We start from the raw sequence: 16,041 nt of genomic DNA, 5'->3' as shown, positions 1-16,041 counted from the left end.
GTCCGTGACCCGGCGCGAGCTCTACCCGGGGGCCGGGGCGAGCAGCGACGACGAGCTGATCGAGGCGATCCGCGCGAAGGTCGACCTGCTCTACCACCCCGTCGGCACGTGCCGGATGGGGACCGACGACGAGGCCGTCGTGGACGAGCGGCTCCAGGTCCGCGGCGTCGAGGGGCTGCGGGTCGCCGACGCGTCGATCATGCCGAGCATCGTCGGTGGCAACACCAACGCGCCTGCCATGATGATCGGCGAGCACTGCGCTCAGTTCATGACCTCGGCGTAAGGGCTACTCCCAGAACACTTCGAGGAGATCCGAGGTGAGCGAGGAGAGGCCGTTGGTCGCGCAGTCGGCGTTGGGGTGCAGGACGATCGGGTAGGCGTTGGCCGTGTCCCCGGCGAGCGGACCCTGGGTGAAATACGCGCTGATGGCCAGGTCGCCCGAGGTCGGATCCGTGTTCACCGTGATGTCGAATTTGCTGCGCTCACCGGTGTTCCAGTACAGCACCGCGCCCTCGGTGATCGTCATGATCGGCGCGCACGGCGCCGTGCCGAGTGGTCGGCTGACGGTGCCGACGCCGGTTCGGTAGCCCGACTTCAGCCGGGTGTAGGAACCGTTGAGGGAGAAGCAATCCACGAGGCCGCCCGACACCTCCGCGTCGGCTGTCGTGGTGCTCGACGTCAGCGGTGGCGTGAAATTGAACTGGAAGTTGCCCGTGCACGCCAGATCGCCCACCGCCGCGGAGGCCGTGGGAGCGTTGAGCGGGAAGAGAAGCAGCGCGGCCGCCACCGCCGCCGCGCTGCGCCTGAATCGACTGGTCCTGGACTTCCTCATCGAGCCGCCTCCTGCGGGTGAGTCAGGTCAACTCGCCGCAGTCCGGCGTAGATCAACAAGCCTGCCAAGCGTCCTGTTGGGACGCCACTCGGGTGCCCCAACCGGCTCCCATCAATTCCAGATCGCGTTGACCCATTCGGGGTGGTCGATGAACGGGTTGCGGTTGCGCTGGAACTGGTCGTAAATAACCTGGTTGCGGCGCTTCTCGAAGGCATCCGGCGGGTCCTGGGTGTTCCACTGCTTCAGCATCGACACCTTGCCGTGGTAAGGCGCGGTGCCGTTGTTGACGCTGTCGTTGAGCTCCAGGTCCGCGAAACCGTCGGTGCCCGCGTAGCGCACCGCCATGTAGAAGATCATCCGCGCGACGTCGCCCTTGACCGCGTTGCGCGGCTCCCACGAGTCGGCGTCGGTGTAGCTGCCCGGCGCCTCGGCGGCGGGGGAGCCGCCCATGTCGAAGTCCTTGTTGCCGCGGTTGGAGTTGACCGACACATCCTCCGGGCGCAGGTGGTGGATGTCGGTGCCCGGTCCGGTCGCGGTGCCGAAGTCGCCGTGCGACTTGGCCCAGACGTGCTCACGGTTCCAGTCGTCCGGGTCGCCGCCGTTGGTCGTCTTGCTCTGCGAGCGGCCGCTGTAGAGCAGGATGACGTTGGCGCTGTTCGCCGGGTCCTGGTCGGTCGCCTTGAGCGCGTTCCACACCTGGTCGTAGGTCAGCTTGGTCTGGGTGCTGATGATCCGGTTCAGCTCGGTCTTCAGCGCGGGACCGGTCTTGCCGATCGCGGTCTTGTAGTACGTGTCGTCGTAGTCGCCCGGCGTGCCGGTCGTCGGCGCCGTCGTCGGCGTCGTGGTGGTGGTGGTGGTGGTCGGCGTGCTGCCGGACGGCGCGAACGCGGTCGTCGAGATCAGGCCAGGGTGCGAGAAGTACGCGCTCAGCGTGCCCGTGACGTCGAGCTGCCTGCCCATCAGGCTCGGATTTGTCCTGAGCCCGTAGGCGGATCGGAATCCCGAGGTGATCTGCACGTAGATCATCCGCGAGGTGCCGGTCTCGCTCGCAGTGTCGGCCAGCGCCATCGCGTAGTCGGACGGGAAGTTCGAGCGCACGACGGTGGTCGTCGCGGTCGGCTGCCCGACCACGTAGCCGCGCACGGTGGCCGTGGACCCGTTCTGCAGGCTGATGGCCTGCGAGACGGTGAGCGGTGTGGCGGCGGAGACGGTGGGCGCCTGCAGCCCGACGGTGACGGCCACAGTGGCCGTCACTAGGGCTAAGAGGTTACAGCGGGTCCGGTGCTTGGTCTGCATTGTAAGTTCCTTTCCCCGACGGTCTAGGAAAGATTCTCACAAAAAATTACACTATCGAGTGAACGTTGTGGATCTAATTGGTGCCCGGACCCCTTGCTGCCGGAGGACTTGCGGCCTCGGCGTCGGTCAGCAGGCGGGAGCGGATCAGGAAGCGCACTCCCTCGGGCGCCTCCAGCGAGAACCCGCCGCCGCGCCCGCTGACCACGTCCACCGTCAGATGCGTGTGCCGCCAGTATTCGTACTGGTCGGCACTCATCCAGAACGGCGTGTCCCCCGCGATCTCGCCGAGCAGCACATCGGCGGCGCCCACGCGGAATTCGCCGCGCGGGTAACACATCGGGGAGCTGCCGTCGCAGCAGCCGCCGGACTGGTGGAACATCACCGGCCCGTGTTGGTCGATCAACCCCCGCAGCACGGCCTCGGCCGCGAGGGTGATCCCGACTCGCATCAGAAGAACCCGAGCTTGTTCGGCGAGTAGCTGACCAGCAGGTTCTTGGTCTGCTGGTAGTGCTCCAGCATCATCTTGTGGTTCTCGCGGCCGATGCCGGACTTCTTGTACCCGCCGAACGCGGCGTGCGCCGGGTAGGCGTGGTAGCAGTTCGTCCACACGCGACCGGCCTTGATCTCGCGGCCGAACCGGTACGCGGCGTTGCCGTCGCGGCTCCACACACCCGCGCCCAAGCCGTAAAGCGTGTCGTTGGCCAGTTTCAGCGCCTCGTCGGTGGAGTCGAACGTCGTCACCGACACGACGGGCCCGAAGATCTCCTCCTGGAAGATCCGCATGTCGTTGGTGCCCTTGAAGATCGTCGGCTCGATGTAGTAGCCGCCCTCGCGGCCGGGGACGTCACGCGGTGTCCCGCCGGTGAGGACCTCGGCGCCTTCGCGCTTGCCGATGTCGATGTAGGACAGGATCTTCTCGTACTGGTCGTTGCTTGCCTGCGCGCCGATCATGGTGGCCGGGTCGAGCGGGTCGCCGGACACGATCGCCTTGGTGCGCTCCAGACAGCGGGCCATGAACTCGTCGTAGATGGACGACGCGATCAGCGCGCGCGACGGGCAGGTGCAGACCTCGCCCTGGTTGAGGGCGAACATGACGAACCCCTCGATCGCCTTGTCCAGGAACGCGTCGTCGGCGGCCATCACGTCAGGAAGGAAGATGTTCGGGCTCTTGCCGCCCAGTTCCAGCGTCACCGGGATGATGTTCTCGCTCGCGTACTGCATGATCAGCCGACCCGTGGTGGTCTCGCCGGTGAACGCGACCTTCGCGACCCGCGGACTCGACGCGAGCGGCTTGCCCGCCTCGACACCGAACCCGTTGACCACGTTGACCACGCCCGGCGGGAGCAGGTCGGCGATCAGCTCGATCACCTTGAGGATCGACACCGGGGTCTGCTCGGCGGGCTTGAGCACCACGCAGTTGCCCGCGGCCAGGGCGGGCGCGAGCTTCCAGGTGGCCATCAGGATCGGGAAGTTCCACGGGATGATCTGCGCGACCACGCCGAGCGGCTCGTGGAAGTGGTAGGCGACCATGTCGTCGTCGACCTCGGCGAGGCTGCCCTCCTGCGCCCGGATCGCGCCTGCGAAGTACCGGAAGTGATCCACGGCCAGCGGCAGGTCCGCGGCGAGCGTTTCCCGGACCGGTTTGCCGTTCTCCCAGGTTTCCGCGACGGCGAGCATCTCGAGGTTCTCCTCGATCTCGTCGGCGATCCGGTTCAGGATGTTGGCGCGCTCGCCCGCGGCGGTCCGCCCCCACGCCGGGGCGGCGGCGTGGGCGGCGTCGAGCGCGAACTCGATGTCGGCGGCGGAGGATCGTGCCACCTGGCAGAAGACCTTGCCGTCCACCGGGGACGGGTTGTCGAAGTAGCGGCCGTCGACGGGCGGCACCCACTTGCCGCCGATGAAGTTGTCGTAGCGGGCGGCGAAGGTGACGATGCTGCCTTCGGTGCCTGGCTGCGCGTAGACCATGGCTGCGCTCCTCGGTTCGTCCATGTGGTGAGGGCGCTCACAGTGGCCGGCCAAGGTTGGCAAAAGGTTGGTCAGTCGAGGGCCGCCTGCAGCCGAGCCGCGGCGACCGCACGGCGGGCGTCGTCGAGGGGGAGCAGGCGCAACGCGTGCTGGTGGATCTCCACGTCGTAGGGGGCGTGCTTGCCGTAGGCCAACGCGTGGTCGGGCTGCCTGCTCGCCAGCACGGCGGTGCGGACCGAGACGTCGATGTACCGGCGCCAGTCGACGATCGCGGGGGCATCGGACTCCGGCAGCAGCGGGCCGCGGTACTTGCGTACGGCCTCCTCGGTGTTGCCCGACTCGATCGCCCGCAGGACGTCCGCGGCGTCGCAGAAAACCGGGACGGTGAGGGCGTAGCGGCGGGTGGCGAGGCCGCCGTTGAGGGCTCGGCGCAGGTGCGACAGCTCGGCCTTGACGGTGGTCGTGGTGATCGGGCGGTCGCCGTAGATGGCTTCGCGGAGGCGCTCCGGGGTGAAGCCTTCCGGCTCCAATGCCAGCAGGGTGAGGATTTCCAGCTGCCTCGGGCTCAGCCGCACCGGCGCGCCGTCGCGCAGCAGTTCGGCGGTGCCCAGGCAGGTGAGCTGGGTTCCGGCGGACGTGACGGTCAGCGGCAGGCGGGCCTCGATCGTCGAGACCAGGGTGCGGACGGTGGACATGGCCAGCGGGTGCTTGCGGTCCCAGGTGGTCGACAGGTCCAGCACGCCCAGCCGCCTGCCGTCCGGGCCGTGGATGGGGGCGCAGTGGCAGACCCAGCCGTGCAGGGCCGCGACCAGGTGTTCGGCGGAGAAGACGGTGTGCGGCTTGCCGGTGCGCAGCGCCAGGGACAGGGCGTTCGTGCCCATGTGCGGCTCGTCCCACTGCCCGCCCGGGGCGAAGTTGACCTGCTCGGCTCGGCGCCGCATCACCCGGCCGCCGCAGGTCCACAGGATCGTGCCGGACTCGTCGGTGACCGCGGCGATGTACCCGGCGTCCTCGGCGATGCTGTTCAGCTCGTCGGACAGCGCCGTGATGGGCCCACGCAGCGGCGACTCGTGCCAGCGCACCTCGTCGGCGGTCGGGGCGCTGTCGCGGGCCGGGTCGACGGTGTCCACCGAGCGCATCCACGATTGGACGACCTCGGCGCGCAGGGAGGTCTCGGCCGGGGGCCGCTGGGTGGGCACCCACTGCGCCCACTCGCGCTCCAGGGCCGCCCGCTGCTGCCAGAGCGCGCCGCGGTCTGCCATGAGCGGTCTCCCTGCGTAGCGCGTTCGGTGTAGTCCAGCTTCGTTCATCCAGGGGCCGACCCGCAATGGCCGCAGCCGGCACCATCCAGGCATGACCAGCCTGGGACCACCGTCCGAACCACTGCCCGAACCACCGTCACGAGCCCGAACTGGTGCCGCGACCCGCGTCAAGGCGCGGGGCCACCCACCTGGGATCCGTGCTGTGCCTGGTGGCCGCCGTGATCACCGTGGTCGGGAGCTTCCTGCCCCTGTTCGGCGGCGAACTGCGCGCGGCCGGGCAGGTGCTCGGCATGACGGCGGCCCGAAGTGGGGTGCGGCGCCGATGGTCGGGGTGCCGCACTCGCTCGCCGCCGGGGCGCTGCTGGTCGCGTCGGTGACCGGCTTCGCCGCCGCCTCCCGACCGGCGACCGCTGAGGCCAGACGGCTCGCGGGCGCGTCGTGCGCGGTCGCCACCGCGTTCCTCGCGGGAGTTGTGGCGACGGTGACCGCCCAGGTGGTGAGCTGGGAGGAGGCGTTCCAACCGGTGGACAGTCCCGTCGGCGCGACAGTGGAATTCTCGTCCGGGGTCGGCCTCGGGTTCTGGATGCTGGTCGCCGCGGTCGTCCTGGCCCTGCCGACCGCCTTCCTCGCGCTTTCGCCCGGTCGAGTGGACAAGGCGGGTCCGGTGTCCAACGCTGGTCGGTGACCGCATCGACGAAGGGAGCGGACATGACCGACCGCACGGCGACCGCGAAGTGGACCGGTGACCTGGCGAGCGGGTCGGGCACGGTGAACCTCGACAGCTCGGGCCTGGGTTCCTTCGGCGTGTCCTGGCCCGCCCGCACCGAGGAGCCCGGTGGGAAGACCAGCCCGGAAGAGCTGATCGCCGCGGCCCACTCGTCCTGCTACTGCATGCAGTTCTCAGCCCTGCTGGCCCGTGCCGGGATCCCGCCGACGCGCATGGAGACGTCGGCGAAGGTCGGATTCGGGAAGGTCGGCGGCGGGTTCGGGATCACCGGGATTCTGCTGACCGTTCGGGCCGAGGTGCCTGGCGCGGAGAAGTCCCGGTTCCTTGAGATCGCCGAGCAGGCGAAGCAGACGTGCCCGGTGTCGGCTGCCTTGACCGGGGTGAAGATCGAACTGGACGCCGCTCTGGCTTAGGCGAACGTCCGGGCGAACGCTTCGCGGGTCGTGCCCGTGCGGTCGAGGACGGCGAAGACGATCTCGTCGAAGTGACCCGCGAAGCGGCCCATAAGCAGGTCGCGGAACGTGCCCGCCACCAGCGCGGGGTCGTTCTGGAACACACCGCAGCCCCACGCTCCGAGCACCAGGCGGCGGTAGTCGTTGGCGGCGGCCACTTCCAGGACGCGTTCGGCGCGGCTCGCCAAGGCGGTGGGGATGCGGTGGGCCTCCTCCGGAGTCGCCCGTCGGATGACGCCCGCGTTGGGGGCGGCGGAGGTCAGGAAGCCCGCTGTGAAAGGGACTTCCAGTAGATCGCCGCGGCTGTCGCGGAACACGGGCACGTTCGGCGAGTGGATCACTCGGTCGGTGTAGAACGCGTCTCGGTTCGCGCGGTGGTGGGCGTAGAAGTCGGGGGCGCGCAGCAGAGTCGTATACAGCGCCGAGTCGCGGCAGAGTGCTTCCTCCTGTGCCTGCGCGCCGTTGAGGTAGCCGCCGCCGGGGTTGCGGGCGGAGGCGAAGTTGAGCACCGCCACCGGATGCGGTTTCGCGGAGAGGCGGTGCGCGGCTTGGATGCTGCCTTCGCCGGTCACCTCGATGCGGGTGGGCCGGTCGTTGTCCAGGTGCGGCACGGGACCGGGTCCGGGCCGTGGAGCCGGGTGCCTGCCAGCGCGATCGCGAGCTCGGCCGCGACGGTGACCTCGTGGCCGAGCGGGGACCGGTAGTGTCCGGTGTGGACGATGTCTTCGGTGTGGCGCGCGAGCTCGCGCAGCCGGGCACTCATGGGTACTTCCTCTTGCACATGCATCGATGATCCCTGCCGTGGCAAGCGGGTTTCGCCTACAACAGCCCGGCTTCGCTCGCCTTGCTGATGGCCTCGACCCGGTTGCGGGCGCCGAGTTTGTGCAACGCGGCCTGCAGGTACGTCTTCACGGTGTTGCGCGTCAGGCCGGTCGACTCCGCGATTTCCGGGTTGGTCTGGCCTTGCGCGGCCAATCGCAGGACCTCGTATTCGCGGCGGGTGAGGCCGCTGCGGGCCAAGGCGTCGGACTGGACGTCGGCGCTGGGCAGGATTCTGGGGTCGATGACCCGTTCGTCGCGCAGGACTCGGCGGAGGGCGGAGACCAGGTCGGTGCCCGCCACATCCTTGAGCAGGCAGCCGTTGGCGCCGGCCTCCAGCGCCGCCCGCAGGCCCTGGTGGTCGCTGTGCGCGGTGAACACGACGATGCGGGCGCTGGGGCGGACCTTGCGCAGCTCCGTGATCACCTCGGGGGCGAGCATGTCGGGCATTCGCAGGTCCAGCAGCACCAGGTCCGGCGCCAACTCCGCGATCCGCTCAATGGCGGTCCGACCGGATTCGGCGGCCCCGACGAGGTGCATGGCGGGATCGGAGCGCAGCAGGAGGGAGACACCGTCGCGGACCACCGGGTGGTCGTCGACCACCATGATGCGGATCGTCATGCCGGTGGGCGTTTCTCGACGCCGGGAAGCCACGCCCGCAAAGTGGTGCCGCCGTCCTCGTCGCGGACCAGGCTGACCCGGCCGCCCAGGCGCGCGGCCCGCTCGGTCAGGGCGCGCACGCCCATCCCGCAGCTCATCACCGGCTCGTCGGTCGGGTCGGGCATGCCGTCGTCGGCGACGACCACCTGGACGCCGTCATCGGTCGCGCTCAGGCTGACCACGACGTAGTAGGCGTGGGTGTGCTTCTCCACGTTCAGCAGCCCCTCGCGCACCACCGACACCAGCAGCGACGTGCGTTCGGCGTCGAGGGGGCGCAGGTCGCCGAGTTGGACGAACCGGGCGGGCACGCCGCTGCGCGCCTCGAAGGAGCGGCAGTGCTCGGCCAACTCGACGGGCAGCGCGCGTTCCGGGGTCGACTCCGAGAGGGCGAGCAGGGACTCGCGCAGCGCGATCGAGGCGGCGGAGACCTCCTGCTCGAGCCGGGTCAGCCGGTTCGCGAGGCCGGGATTGTCGGTGACGGCGGAGTGCAGGTCCTTCACCTGGGCGCCGATGGAGAACAGCATCGCGCCGACGGAGTCGTGCAGATTGGCCTGCATCCGCTGCCGTTCCGCGGACACCGCCCTGTCGCGTGTGGACTCGACCTGACCCGCCACGTGCAGCGCCCGCGCCGCGTGCGAGGCGAGCACCTCCATCCGGCCGACGGCATCGTCGCCGAAGCGGGCCGAGGTGCGCATGGCGGCGTAGGCGACCGCGACGATCTTCGAGGCGAACGGGTCGATGATCGGCACCGCGAGGATCGCCGAGAGGCCCTCACCGCTGACCTGCGCGTCGAACTGGTGGGTGATCGCCGAGGACTGGACATAGTCGCTGACCTGCATGGGCCTGCCCAGCGCGAGCACGCTGCCGCCGACGCCCTGGCCTCGCGGAACGACCAGGTCCTGCAGGGAGTCGGTGCGGTTGCCCGCGAGCCAGCGGATGACGGCGTGGTCGGGATTGTCGAGGTCGGCGATGAACCCGGCGTCGACGCCGATGGTCTCGCGGATGAGCCGGGCGGTGCCGTGGAGGGCGACCACGCGGTCGAGCACCCCGAGCAGTCCGTCGCGCTCACGCAGGAGCGCCTCGAGCACGGATTCCTGCTCCATCGCTCGCTGCGCGTTCACCCGGTGTTCGGCCGACACAACGGAAACCATTGCACGCCGTGGCCAATTCGTACACCTCTCCATCTGGGGGTGTGGGCGGGCGAAGACGGGAAGCAACATTGCCGAAACACCCAAGCCGATGTGAGTGCCACCACATCGCGACGAGGAGGCCCCGGTGCTGGTCGTGCGGAATCTGCAAGTGCGCTACGGCCGTTCGGTGGCCGCGCTGCACGGAGTCGATCTCCAAGTCGGCGCCGACAGTGTGCTGGCCGTGCTGGGAAGCAACGGCGCCGGAAAGTCCACTTTGCTCAGAACGATCTCCGGGACGCTGCGCCTGCACCGCGGGTCCGTCGTCGCCGGTCAGGTCGAGTTCGACGGCAAGCGGATCGACCGGCTCGACCCGGCGGAGATCGTCCGGCTCGGGGTCGTGGGGGTGCCGGAGGGCAGGCAGGTGTTCGCGCGGATGAGCGTGGAGGAGAACCTGCGGGCGGGCGGCATCGGCGCCCGCACGGCCGAGGCACGGACCGCCGCCCGGGCCCGGGTGCATGAGCTGTTCCCGGTGCTGGCCGAACGCGCCGAACAACGCGCCGGGCTGCTGTCGGGCGGTGAGCAGCAGATGCTCGCGATCGGCCGCGCCCTGATGTCGGCGCCCAAGTTGCTGCTGCTCGACGAGCCGTCGCTGGGGCTGGCGCCGAAGATCGTCGACCGGATCGGGGAGATCATCCGCGAAATCCACGCGCAGGGGACGGCGGTGGTGCTGGTCGAGCAGAACGCGGTCATGGCTTTGCGGGTCGCAGACCACGCCGTGGTTCTGGAGACGGGCCGCACCGCCCTGTCGGGCACCGCGGCGGACCTGTCGGCAAGCGATGACGTGCAACGCCTCTACCTGGGCGGCCACGCCGAGTCCGCCGCCACCGCCGAAGCCGAGGCCCGCGGCGCCGCCGAACACCGGGCCGCGGTTCGGGGGTTGTCGAGGTGGGAAGCATGAGCGCCCCGACCCTGCGAGAAGACCTGGTCGAGCTCCAGGTCGACTCCGTGACCCTCGCCTTCGGCGGCCTCCGGGCCCTCGACGACGTCTCCTTCACCGTCCGCCCCGGCACCGTTCACGCGCTGATCGGGCCCAACGGTGCGGGCAAGTCCAGTTGCTTCAATGTCATCAGCGGCGTCTACCGGGCCACCTCCGGCCGCGTCCGCTTCGGGGACACCGAGCTCACCGGGCAACGTCCGCACCGCCTGGCGAAGCTCGGGATCGGCCGCGCCTTCCAGAACACCGCGCTCTCCCCGCACTCCACCGTGCTGGACAACGTGATGCTCGGCAGGCATGCCCTCACCACCGGCGGCTTCCTTTCCTGCGGCCTCCGGCTCCCGTGGACGGTCAAGCAAGAGCGCAGGCACACCGAGCGCGCCGTCGAGATCTGTGAGTTCCTCGGGCTCGGCAAAGTCCTGCACGCCCCCGTCGCGGCTCTGTCCTACGGCGCGGCCAAGCGGACCGATGTGGCGCGGGCGTTGGCGGTCGAGCCGACTCTTCTCCTCCTCGACGAACCCGCGGCGGGCATGAACGCCGTGGAGACCGCCGAGATGGCCGCCACGATCCGGGACCTCCGCGACGCGCTGGGGATTTCGATTCTGTTGGTGGAACACGACATGAACCTCGTCATGGGCATCGCCGACCGGGTGACGGTGCTCGACTTCGGCAAGCGGATCGCGGACGGTACGCCGTCGGAGGTTCAGGCGGATCCCGAAGTGGTCAAGGCGTACCTGGGTAGCGGATCGGAGGACGCCTGATGGAGACATTCCTGCAACTGGTGGTCAACGGGGTGGGCAAGGGCGCGGTGTTCGCGTTGCTTGCCCTCGGCTTCGTGGTCATCTTCAAGGCGACCGAGGTGGTGAACTTCGCCCACGGCTCGCTGGTGCTCGTCGGTGGCTACCTCGTGGTCGTGACCCGGGACAGCCTTGGCTGGGTCGGCGCCGCGGTGGTCGGGATCGTGTCGGCGGGGCTGCTCGCGCTGCTGGTCGAGCGGTTGTTGCTGTCCCGGTCGAAGCTGGCCGACGCGAACAGCTTGGCGTTGCTGACGATCGGCCTCGACGTGATCATCACCGAGGAGATCGTCCGCCGCCTCGGTGTCACCGTGCCGTTCCTCGGTGAGGCGTGGGACGCGCAGCCGATTCAGGTCGGTGGGCTGACGTTGTTCCGCACGCACCTGGTCGCGATCGGGGTCGGCGCGGTCCTCGTCACCGCGTTCTTCCTCGCGTTCCGCTACTCCGACTGGGGTGTGGCGATGCGCGCCCAGGCCGAGAACCGGGAAGCCGCGGCCCTCATGGGCATCCGCTCCTCCCGAGTCACCGCGACGGCGTGGCTGGTCGCGGGCCTGCTCGCCGGTGTCGCGGTCCTGTTCATCGCCACCCAGGACTTCTCCGGCTCCGGCCTGTCCCGCGGCACCCACTCGATCGCGCTCGCCGCGTTCCCCGCCGCCATCCTCGGCGGACTGGACTCGACCGCGGGCGCGGTGGTCGGCGGGTTGGTCGTCGGCCTGACCGAAGCCCTGTCCGCCCAGTACATCTCCTTCGACTTCTCCAAGTCCGCCGTGTTCCTGGTGATGCTGGTCGTGCTGGTGGCCCGACCATCGGGCTTGTTCGGCACAAGGGAGAGCACCCGTGTCTGAGACCGTCATGGAAACCACGACACCCGTCCCCACCGAGCCGCCAGTCACCCGCGAACGACGTTCCCCGGCCCGGCTGGTCCGCGCGGCCGCGTGGATCGCGCTCGTGGTCTTGCTCGCCGCGCTCCCGCTCTACATCGACACCGCCTGGCTCAAAGCCGGGCAGTACATGATGATCGGCGCGGTCGGCGCCATCGGCCTGACCCTCCTCACCGGACAGGCGGGCCAGCTTTCCCTGGCACACGCCTTCTTCCTCCTCGTCGGCGCCACCGCCTACACCGTCCTCGCGGGACCGACGGACGACGAGCGAGTCGTCGGCCTCGGTCTCGACCCAGGCCTCGCCCTGATCGGCGGGGTCGGCATCTCGGCACTCGTGGGCTTGGCGTTCGCCCCGGTCGCCGGACGCCTGCGCGGGATCTACCTCGGCGTCGCGTCGTTGTCGCTGGTCTTCCTCGGGCTCTACTTCGGACAGTCCCTGGATTCCCTGACCGGCGGCACGTCGACCGGCCGCACCCCCGCGACCTTCGAGCTGTTCGGCTTCCCGTTCTCCAACGGTGGCCCCGAGATCGAGGTGCTCGGCGTGCCGATCCGGCAGGCCGAACGGATCTGGTACCTCTTCCTGATCCTCACCGCGATCGCCTTCCTACTGGCCAAGGGCGCGGTGCGCGGCAGGGTCGGCCGGTCGTGGCGGGCGGTGCGCGACAACGAGGCAGCGGCCACCGCGATGGGCGTCGGCGTGGCGCGCGCGAAAGCCGGTGCTTTCGCGGTCTCGTCGGCTTTCGCGGGCCTGGCCGGGGTGATGACCGTGCTCTGGTTCGACATCCTCAAACCCGACGAGAGCGAGTACGGCACCTACGGCATCAACGTCTCCATCGCCTTTCTGGCCATGGTGATCATCGGCGGCCTCGGCTCCGTGCCCGGCGCGGTCGTGGGCGCGCTCATCGTCAACGGGCTGCCGCAGGCGCTCACCCTGTTCTCCGGCGATCTCGGCTGGTTCAGCGAGACCGGCGGCGGCGGACTCACCCCGATCCTGGTCAGCTCCTTCATCTACGGCGCCGCGATCGTCATCGTCGTGCTGTTCGAGCCCGGCGGTCTCGCGGCGATCGGCAGGCGGCTCACCGGCCTGTTCCGCGCACGACCGCGTGAAATCACCCGAGAGGAAAAATCAGGACCCGTACTCCGTCGCGGACGACCGCCGCGGTCACGCTCGCGGCCGCACTCGCCCTGTCCTCCTGCAGCACCAAGGCAGGCGGCTCCGGATCGTCCGGATCGGACTCCGCGGGCGTGCGGTCCGACATGGGGTCACCGACACCGAGATCACCCTCGGGGTGATGACCGACAAGACCGGTGTGTTCAAGAACCTCGGGCTCGGCATCACCCAGGGCAACGAACTGTGGGCCAAGGACTTCAACGCCGACGGCGGGGTCTGCGGGCGCAAGGTCAACCTGGAGACCGTCGACCACGGCTACAAGGCCGACACCGCCAAGACCCTGTACCCGCAGATCGAGCCGAAGGTCCTCGGGTTCGTGCAGCTGCTCGGCTCGCCGGTCGTGGCCGCCCTCAAGCAGAACGTCCTGTCCGACCAGGTGGTCGTGACCCCGGCGTCCTGGTCCTCGGAGCTGCTCGACAACCCGTTCGTCATGGTCGTCGGCACCACCTACGACGTCGAGATGATCGACGGCCTGTTCTACCTGAAGGAGCAGGGCCTGATCGCCGACGGCGACAAGGTCGGCCACATCTACATCGACGGCGAGTACGGCAAGAACGGCCTGCGCGGCTCGAAGCACTACGCCGAGCAGCACAAGCTTGAGGTCAAGGAGGTCAAGGTGACCTCCACCGACACCGACCTCACCAACATCGTCACCGGCCTCAAGGGCGAGGGCGTCAAGGCGATCCTGCTGACCACCTCGCCCACCCAGACCGGTTCGGTGGCCGCGGCCAACAAGGCGCTGGGCCTGAACGTGCCGCTGATGGGCAACAACCCGGTGTTCGACCCGGCCCTGCTGAGCAGCCCCGCCGCGGCCGCCCTCGACAAGCTCTACCTGGTCGCCAGCGGCGTGCCGTTCTCCGCGGACATCCCGAAGGCCAAGGACGTCGCCGCCAAGTACAAGGCCGCCTACAAGGAGCCCGCCAACATCGGCGTCCCCTATGGCTACGCGGTCGGCGCGGTGTGGGGCACCGTCCTCAAGAAGGCCTGCGAGAACAAGGACCTGACCCGCGCGGGGATCGCCGCCGCACTCACCCAGACCGACTCCGCGTCGACCGACAACCTGATCGCCGACCTGGACTTCTCCAAGCCCGGTGCGCCCCCCACGCGCAAGGTTTATGTTGCGCGGATCGACGCCGCGGCCGAGGGTGGACTCAAGTACGTCAAGCCGCTGTTCCAGGCGCCTGACGCCGACCAGTACCGGGCTCCACACCAGAAGTAAGCGGACAGGAGAGTGTGATGCGGGTACCGATGACCGTCGGGGACTTCCTCGACCGCGCCGAGCTGGGTTTCGCGGACAGTCCTGGTGTCATCGACGAACCGGACCAGCCCGGCCCACCGGTGCCCGACTCCACTTACGGCCGGCTCGGCGAGCGGGTCCGGGCCTGGCAGGCAGGCCTGGACGCGCTCGGCGTCGGCGAGGGCGACCGGGTGGCGGTGGTCAGCCACAACTCGGCGCGGCTGCTCGAACTGCTGTTCGCCGTGCCGATGAGCGGCCGGATCTGCGTTCCGGTGAATTTCCGGCTCAAGCCGGAGGAGATCGAGTACGTCGTCGAGCAGAGCGGTTCCTCGGTGCTGCTCGTCGACCCCGAACTCGACGGCGCGCTGTCCGGTGTCAAGGCGTGCCACCGGTTCGTGCTCGGCGAGCAGACCGAGTCCGAGGTGATGCGTTTCGGCGTCGACCCGCGCCCGTGGTCGAACCCGGACGAGGACGCCACGGCGACGATCAACTACACCTCCGGCACCACCGCCCGGCCCAAAGGCGTGCAGCTGACCCACCGCAACATCTGGGTCAACGGCCTCACCTTCGGCCTGCACACCCACGCGTGGGAGCAGGACGTCTATATGCACACCCTGCCGATGTTCCACTGCAACGGCTGGGGAATGCCGTTCACCATGGCCGGTCTCGGCGCCAAGCAGGTGGTGCTGCGCAAGGTCGACGGCGCCGAGATCCTGCGCCGGGTCGACCAGCACGGCGTGACGCTGATGTGCGGCGCCCCGGCGGTGTGGAACGCGGTGCTGGACGCGGCGGCGACCTGGGAGGGCGAGATCCCCGGCCGCGACCGGGTGCGGATCGTCTGCGCGGGCGCCCCGCCGCCGAGCCGGACCATTCAGCGGGTGGGCGAGGAACTGGGCTGGGAGTTCATGCAGATCTACGGCCTCACCGAGACCTCGCCGCTGCTCACCTTCAACCGCGCCCAGCCCACCGACGCGTCCCTGCCCGCCGAGGAGCGCGCCCGGAAGCTGTCGCGGGCAGGCCTGCCCGCGCTCGGGGTCAAGCTGAGGGTGTCGGACTCCGGCGAGGTGCTGGCGAAGTCGAACGTCGTGCTCGACGGGTATTGGGAGAAGCCGGAGGAGACCGAGGCCGCGCTCAAGGACGGTTGGTTCCACACCGGTGACGGCGGCACGATCGACCCGGCCGACGGCCATCTGACGATCTCCGACCGGAAGAAGGACGTGATCATCACCGGCGGCGAGAACGTCTCGTCGATCGAGGTGGAGGACACGATCTTCAGCCACCAGGCGGTCGCCGAGGTCGCCGTCATCGGTGTCCCGCATGAGAAGTGGGGCGAGACGATCAAGGCGCTGGTGGTGCTCGTCGAGGGCGCGACGGCCGAGGAGGCCGACATCATCGCCCACTGCAAGCAGCGGATGGCGGGCTACAAGGCCCCGACCAGTGTCGAGTTCCGCGAGTCGATCCCGCGCACGGCCACGGGCAAGATCCAGAAGTTCAAGCAGCGACAGCCGTATTGGTCGGGACAGGACCGCGGAATCAACTGAACAATGTTGGTTGTCAGTGATAACCGCCCGGCCGGTGACGGTGTTGATGCGGGGAAGGAAACAGGCACCGCAAACCGCCACGACCCGAGAGTGCCTGGGCTGCCTGGGCTGCCTTGACTCACCGTGTGTGCTCGTTTTGTCGGTGGTGGCCGTTAGGTTGATCGGCATGTCCCAGTTCCGTCTCCAACCGACCCCCGCCCAGGAGCAGGCGTTGCTGGAGCACTGCGGGCATGCCCGGTTCGTGTGGAACCTTGCCGTTGAGCAGCACGCGCACTGGAGT

18 protein-coding genes and 1 pseudogene are annotated in these 16,041 nt (G+C 69.2%); 10 read left to right on the top strand and 9 right to left on the bottom strand.

Annotation, left to right across the window (positions count from 1 at the left end; translation table 11 throughout):
• Window positions 1-283, top strand: a 283-nt coding sequence (locus tag ACRDSQ_RS25985; protein WP_431424579.1) for a GMC oxidoreductase, incomplete at its 5' end; no start/stop codon positions are given.
• Window positions 284-286: 3 nt separating this feature from the next.
• Here ACRDSQ_RS25985 and ACRDSQ_RS25980 read toward each other — a convergent pair.
• From ACRDSQ_RS25980 to ACRDSQ_RS25960, 5 genes are all read right to left on the bottom strand, one after another.
• Window positions 287-832, bottom strand: coding sequence for a hypothetical protein (locus tag ACRDSQ_RS25980; protein WP_431424578.1), 546 nt, complete (start codon window positions 830-832; stop codon window positions 287-289).
• Between the two features lie 111 nt (window positions 833-943).
• Entirely contained in the window at window positions 944-2,128 is a 1,185-nt protein-coding gene (locus ACRDSQ_RS25975) for an endonuclease (protein WP_431424577.1), read from the bottom strand.
• A 73-nt stretch (window positions 2,129-2,201) separates the two neighbouring features.
• Window positions 2,202-2,576 (bottom strand): DUF779 domain-containing protein, encoded by a 375-nt coding sequence (locus tag ACRDSQ_RS25970; RefSeq protein ID WP_431424576.1) that lies wholly within the window; start codon window positions 2,574-2,576, stop codon window positions 2,202-2,204.
• The gene (gene adh / locus ACRDSQ_RS25965; protein WP_431424581.1) at window positions 2,576-4,093 is read right to left on the bottom strand and encodes an aldehyde dehydrogenase; all 1,518 of its coding nucleotides are present in this window, start codon (window positions 4,091-4,093) and stop codon (window positions 2,576-2,578) included. The genes ACRDSQ_RS25970 and adh overlap by 1 nt, the downstream gene beginning before the upstream one ends.
• A 71-nt stretch (window positions 4,094-4,164) precedes the next feature.
• A complete protein-coding gene (locus tag ACRDSQ_RS25960; RefSeq protein ID WP_431424575.1) occupies window positions 4,165-5,355 on the bottom strand; it encodes a transcriptional regulator in 1,191 nt (396 codons plus the stop codon).
• Between the two features lie 322 nt (window positions 5,356-5,677).
• Here ACRDSQ_RS25960 and ACRDSQ_RS25955 point away from each other — a divergent pair, with 322 nt between their 5' ends.
• Together ACRDSQ_RS25955 and ACRDSQ_RS25950 are read left to right on the top strand one after the other, a co-directional pair.
• Window positions 5,678-6,040 carry a hypothetical protein gene (locus ACRDSQ_RS25955; protein ID WP_431424574.1) on the top strand — a complete coding sequence of 121 codons (363 nt, stop codon included), beginning with the start codon at window positions 5,678-5,680 and terminating at the stop codon, window positions 6,038-6,040.
• Window positions 6,041-6,063: 23 nt separating this feature from the next.
• The gene (locus tag ACRDSQ_RS25950) at window positions 6,064-6,495 is read left to right on the top strand and encodes an OsmC family peroxiredoxin (protein ID WP_431424573.1); all 432 of its coding nucleotides are present in this window, start codon (window positions 6,064-6,066) and stop codon (window positions 6,493-6,495) included.
• Here ACRDSQ_RS25950 and ACRDSQ_RS25945 read toward each other — a convergent pair.
• Genes ACRDSQ_RS25945 through ACRDSQ_RS25930 form a run of 4 tightly spaced genes read right to left on the bottom strand, consistent with a single transcriptional unit; the run spans window position 6,492 to window position 9,152 of the window.
• Window positions 6,492-7,145, bottom strand: coding sequence for a TIGR02452 family protein (locus ACRDSQ_RS25945; protein WP_431424572.1), 654 nt, complete (start codon window positions 7,143-7,145; stop codon window positions 6,492-6,494). The genes ACRDSQ_RS25950 and ACRDSQ_RS25945 overlap by 4 nt on opposite strands.
• Window positions 7,103-7,297, bottom strand: coding sequence for a hypothetical protein (locus ACRDSQ_RS25940; protein ID WP_431424571.1), 195 nt, complete (start codon window positions 7,295-7,297; stop codon window positions 7,103-7,105). Before ACRDSQ_RS25940 ends, ACRDSQ_RS25945 begins: the two co-directional genes overlap by 43 nt.
• A 56-nt stretch (window positions 7,298-7,353) precedes the next feature.
• Window positions 7,354-7,974, bottom strand: a complete 621-nt coding sequence (locus ACRDSQ_RS25935) for a response regulator (protein WP_431424570.1) — start codon at window positions 7,972-7,974, stop codon at window positions 7,354-7,356.
• Window positions 7,971-9,152 carry a GAF domain-containing protein gene (locus ACRDSQ_RS25930; protein ID WP_431424569.1) on the bottom strand — a complete coding sequence of 394 codons (1,182 nt, stop codon included), beginning with the start codon at window positions 9,150-9,152 and terminating at the stop codon, window positions 7,971-7,973. The genes ACRDSQ_RS25935 and ACRDSQ_RS25930 overlap by 4 nt, the downstream gene beginning before the upstream one ends.
• A 136-nt stretch (window positions 9,153-9,288) precedes the next feature.
• Here ACRDSQ_RS25930 and ACRDSQ_RS25925 point away from each other — a divergent pair, with 136 nt between their 5' ends.
• From ACRDSQ_RS25925 to ACRDSQ_RS25895, 7 genes and pseudogenes are all read left to right on the top strand, one after another.
• Window positions 9,289-10,101, top strand: a complete 813-nt coding sequence (locus ACRDSQ_RS25925; RefSeq protein WP_431424568.1) for an ABC transporter ATP-binding protein — start codon at window positions 9,289-9,291, stop codon at window positions 10,099-10,101.
• Window positions 10,098-10,898 (top strand): ABC transporter ATP-binding protein, encoded by an 801-nt coding sequence (locus tag ACRDSQ_RS25920; protein WP_431424567.1) that lies wholly within the window; start codon window positions 10,098-10,100, stop codon window positions 10,896-10,898. Before ACRDSQ_RS25925 ends, ACRDSQ_RS25920 begins: the two co-directional genes overlap by 4 nt.
• Window positions 10,898-11,776 (top strand): branched-chain amino acid ABC transporter permease, encoded by an 879-nt coding sequence (locus ACRDSQ_RS25915; RefSeq protein ID WP_431424566.1) that lies wholly within the window; start codon window positions 10,898-10,900, stop codon window positions 11,774-11,776. The genes ACRDSQ_RS25920 and ACRDSQ_RS25915 overlap by 1 nt, the downstream gene beginning before the upstream one ends.
• A gap of 7 nt (window positions 11,777-11,783) precedes the next feature.
• Window positions 11,784-12,785: pseudogene (locus tag ACRDSQ_RS25910) on the top strand (branched-chain amino acid ABC transporter permease); the annotation flags it as partial.
• 319 nt (window positions 12,786-13,104) lie between these two features.
• Window positions 13,105-14,202, top strand: a complete 1,098-nt coding sequence (locus tag ACRDSQ_RS25905; RefSeq protein ID WP_431424565.1) for an ABC transporter substrate-binding protein — start codon at window positions 13,105-13,107, stop codon at window positions 14,200-14,202.
• 17 nt (window positions 14,203-14,219) lie between these two features.
• The gene (locus ACRDSQ_RS25900) at window positions 14,220-15,761 is read left to right on the top strand and encodes an AMP-binding protein (RefSeq protein WP_431424564.1); all 1,542 of its coding nucleotides are present in this window, start codon (window positions 14,220-14,222) and stop codon (window positions 15,759-15,761) included.
• Window positions 15,762-15,807: 46 nt separating this feature from the next.
• A partial coding sequence (locus ACRDSQ_RS25895) for a helix-turn-helix domain-containing protein (RefSeq protein WP_431424580.1) occupies window positions 15,808-16,041 on the top strand: 234 nt, incomplete at its 3' end.

This window comes from Actinokineospora sp. (genome assembly GCF_050699995.1).
Taxonomy (GTDB): domain Bacteria; phylum Actinomycetota; class Actinomycetes; order Mycobacteriales; family Pseudonocardiaceae; genus Actinokineospora.
This window is presented reverse-complemented; position numbering and strand designations above follow the sequence as displayed.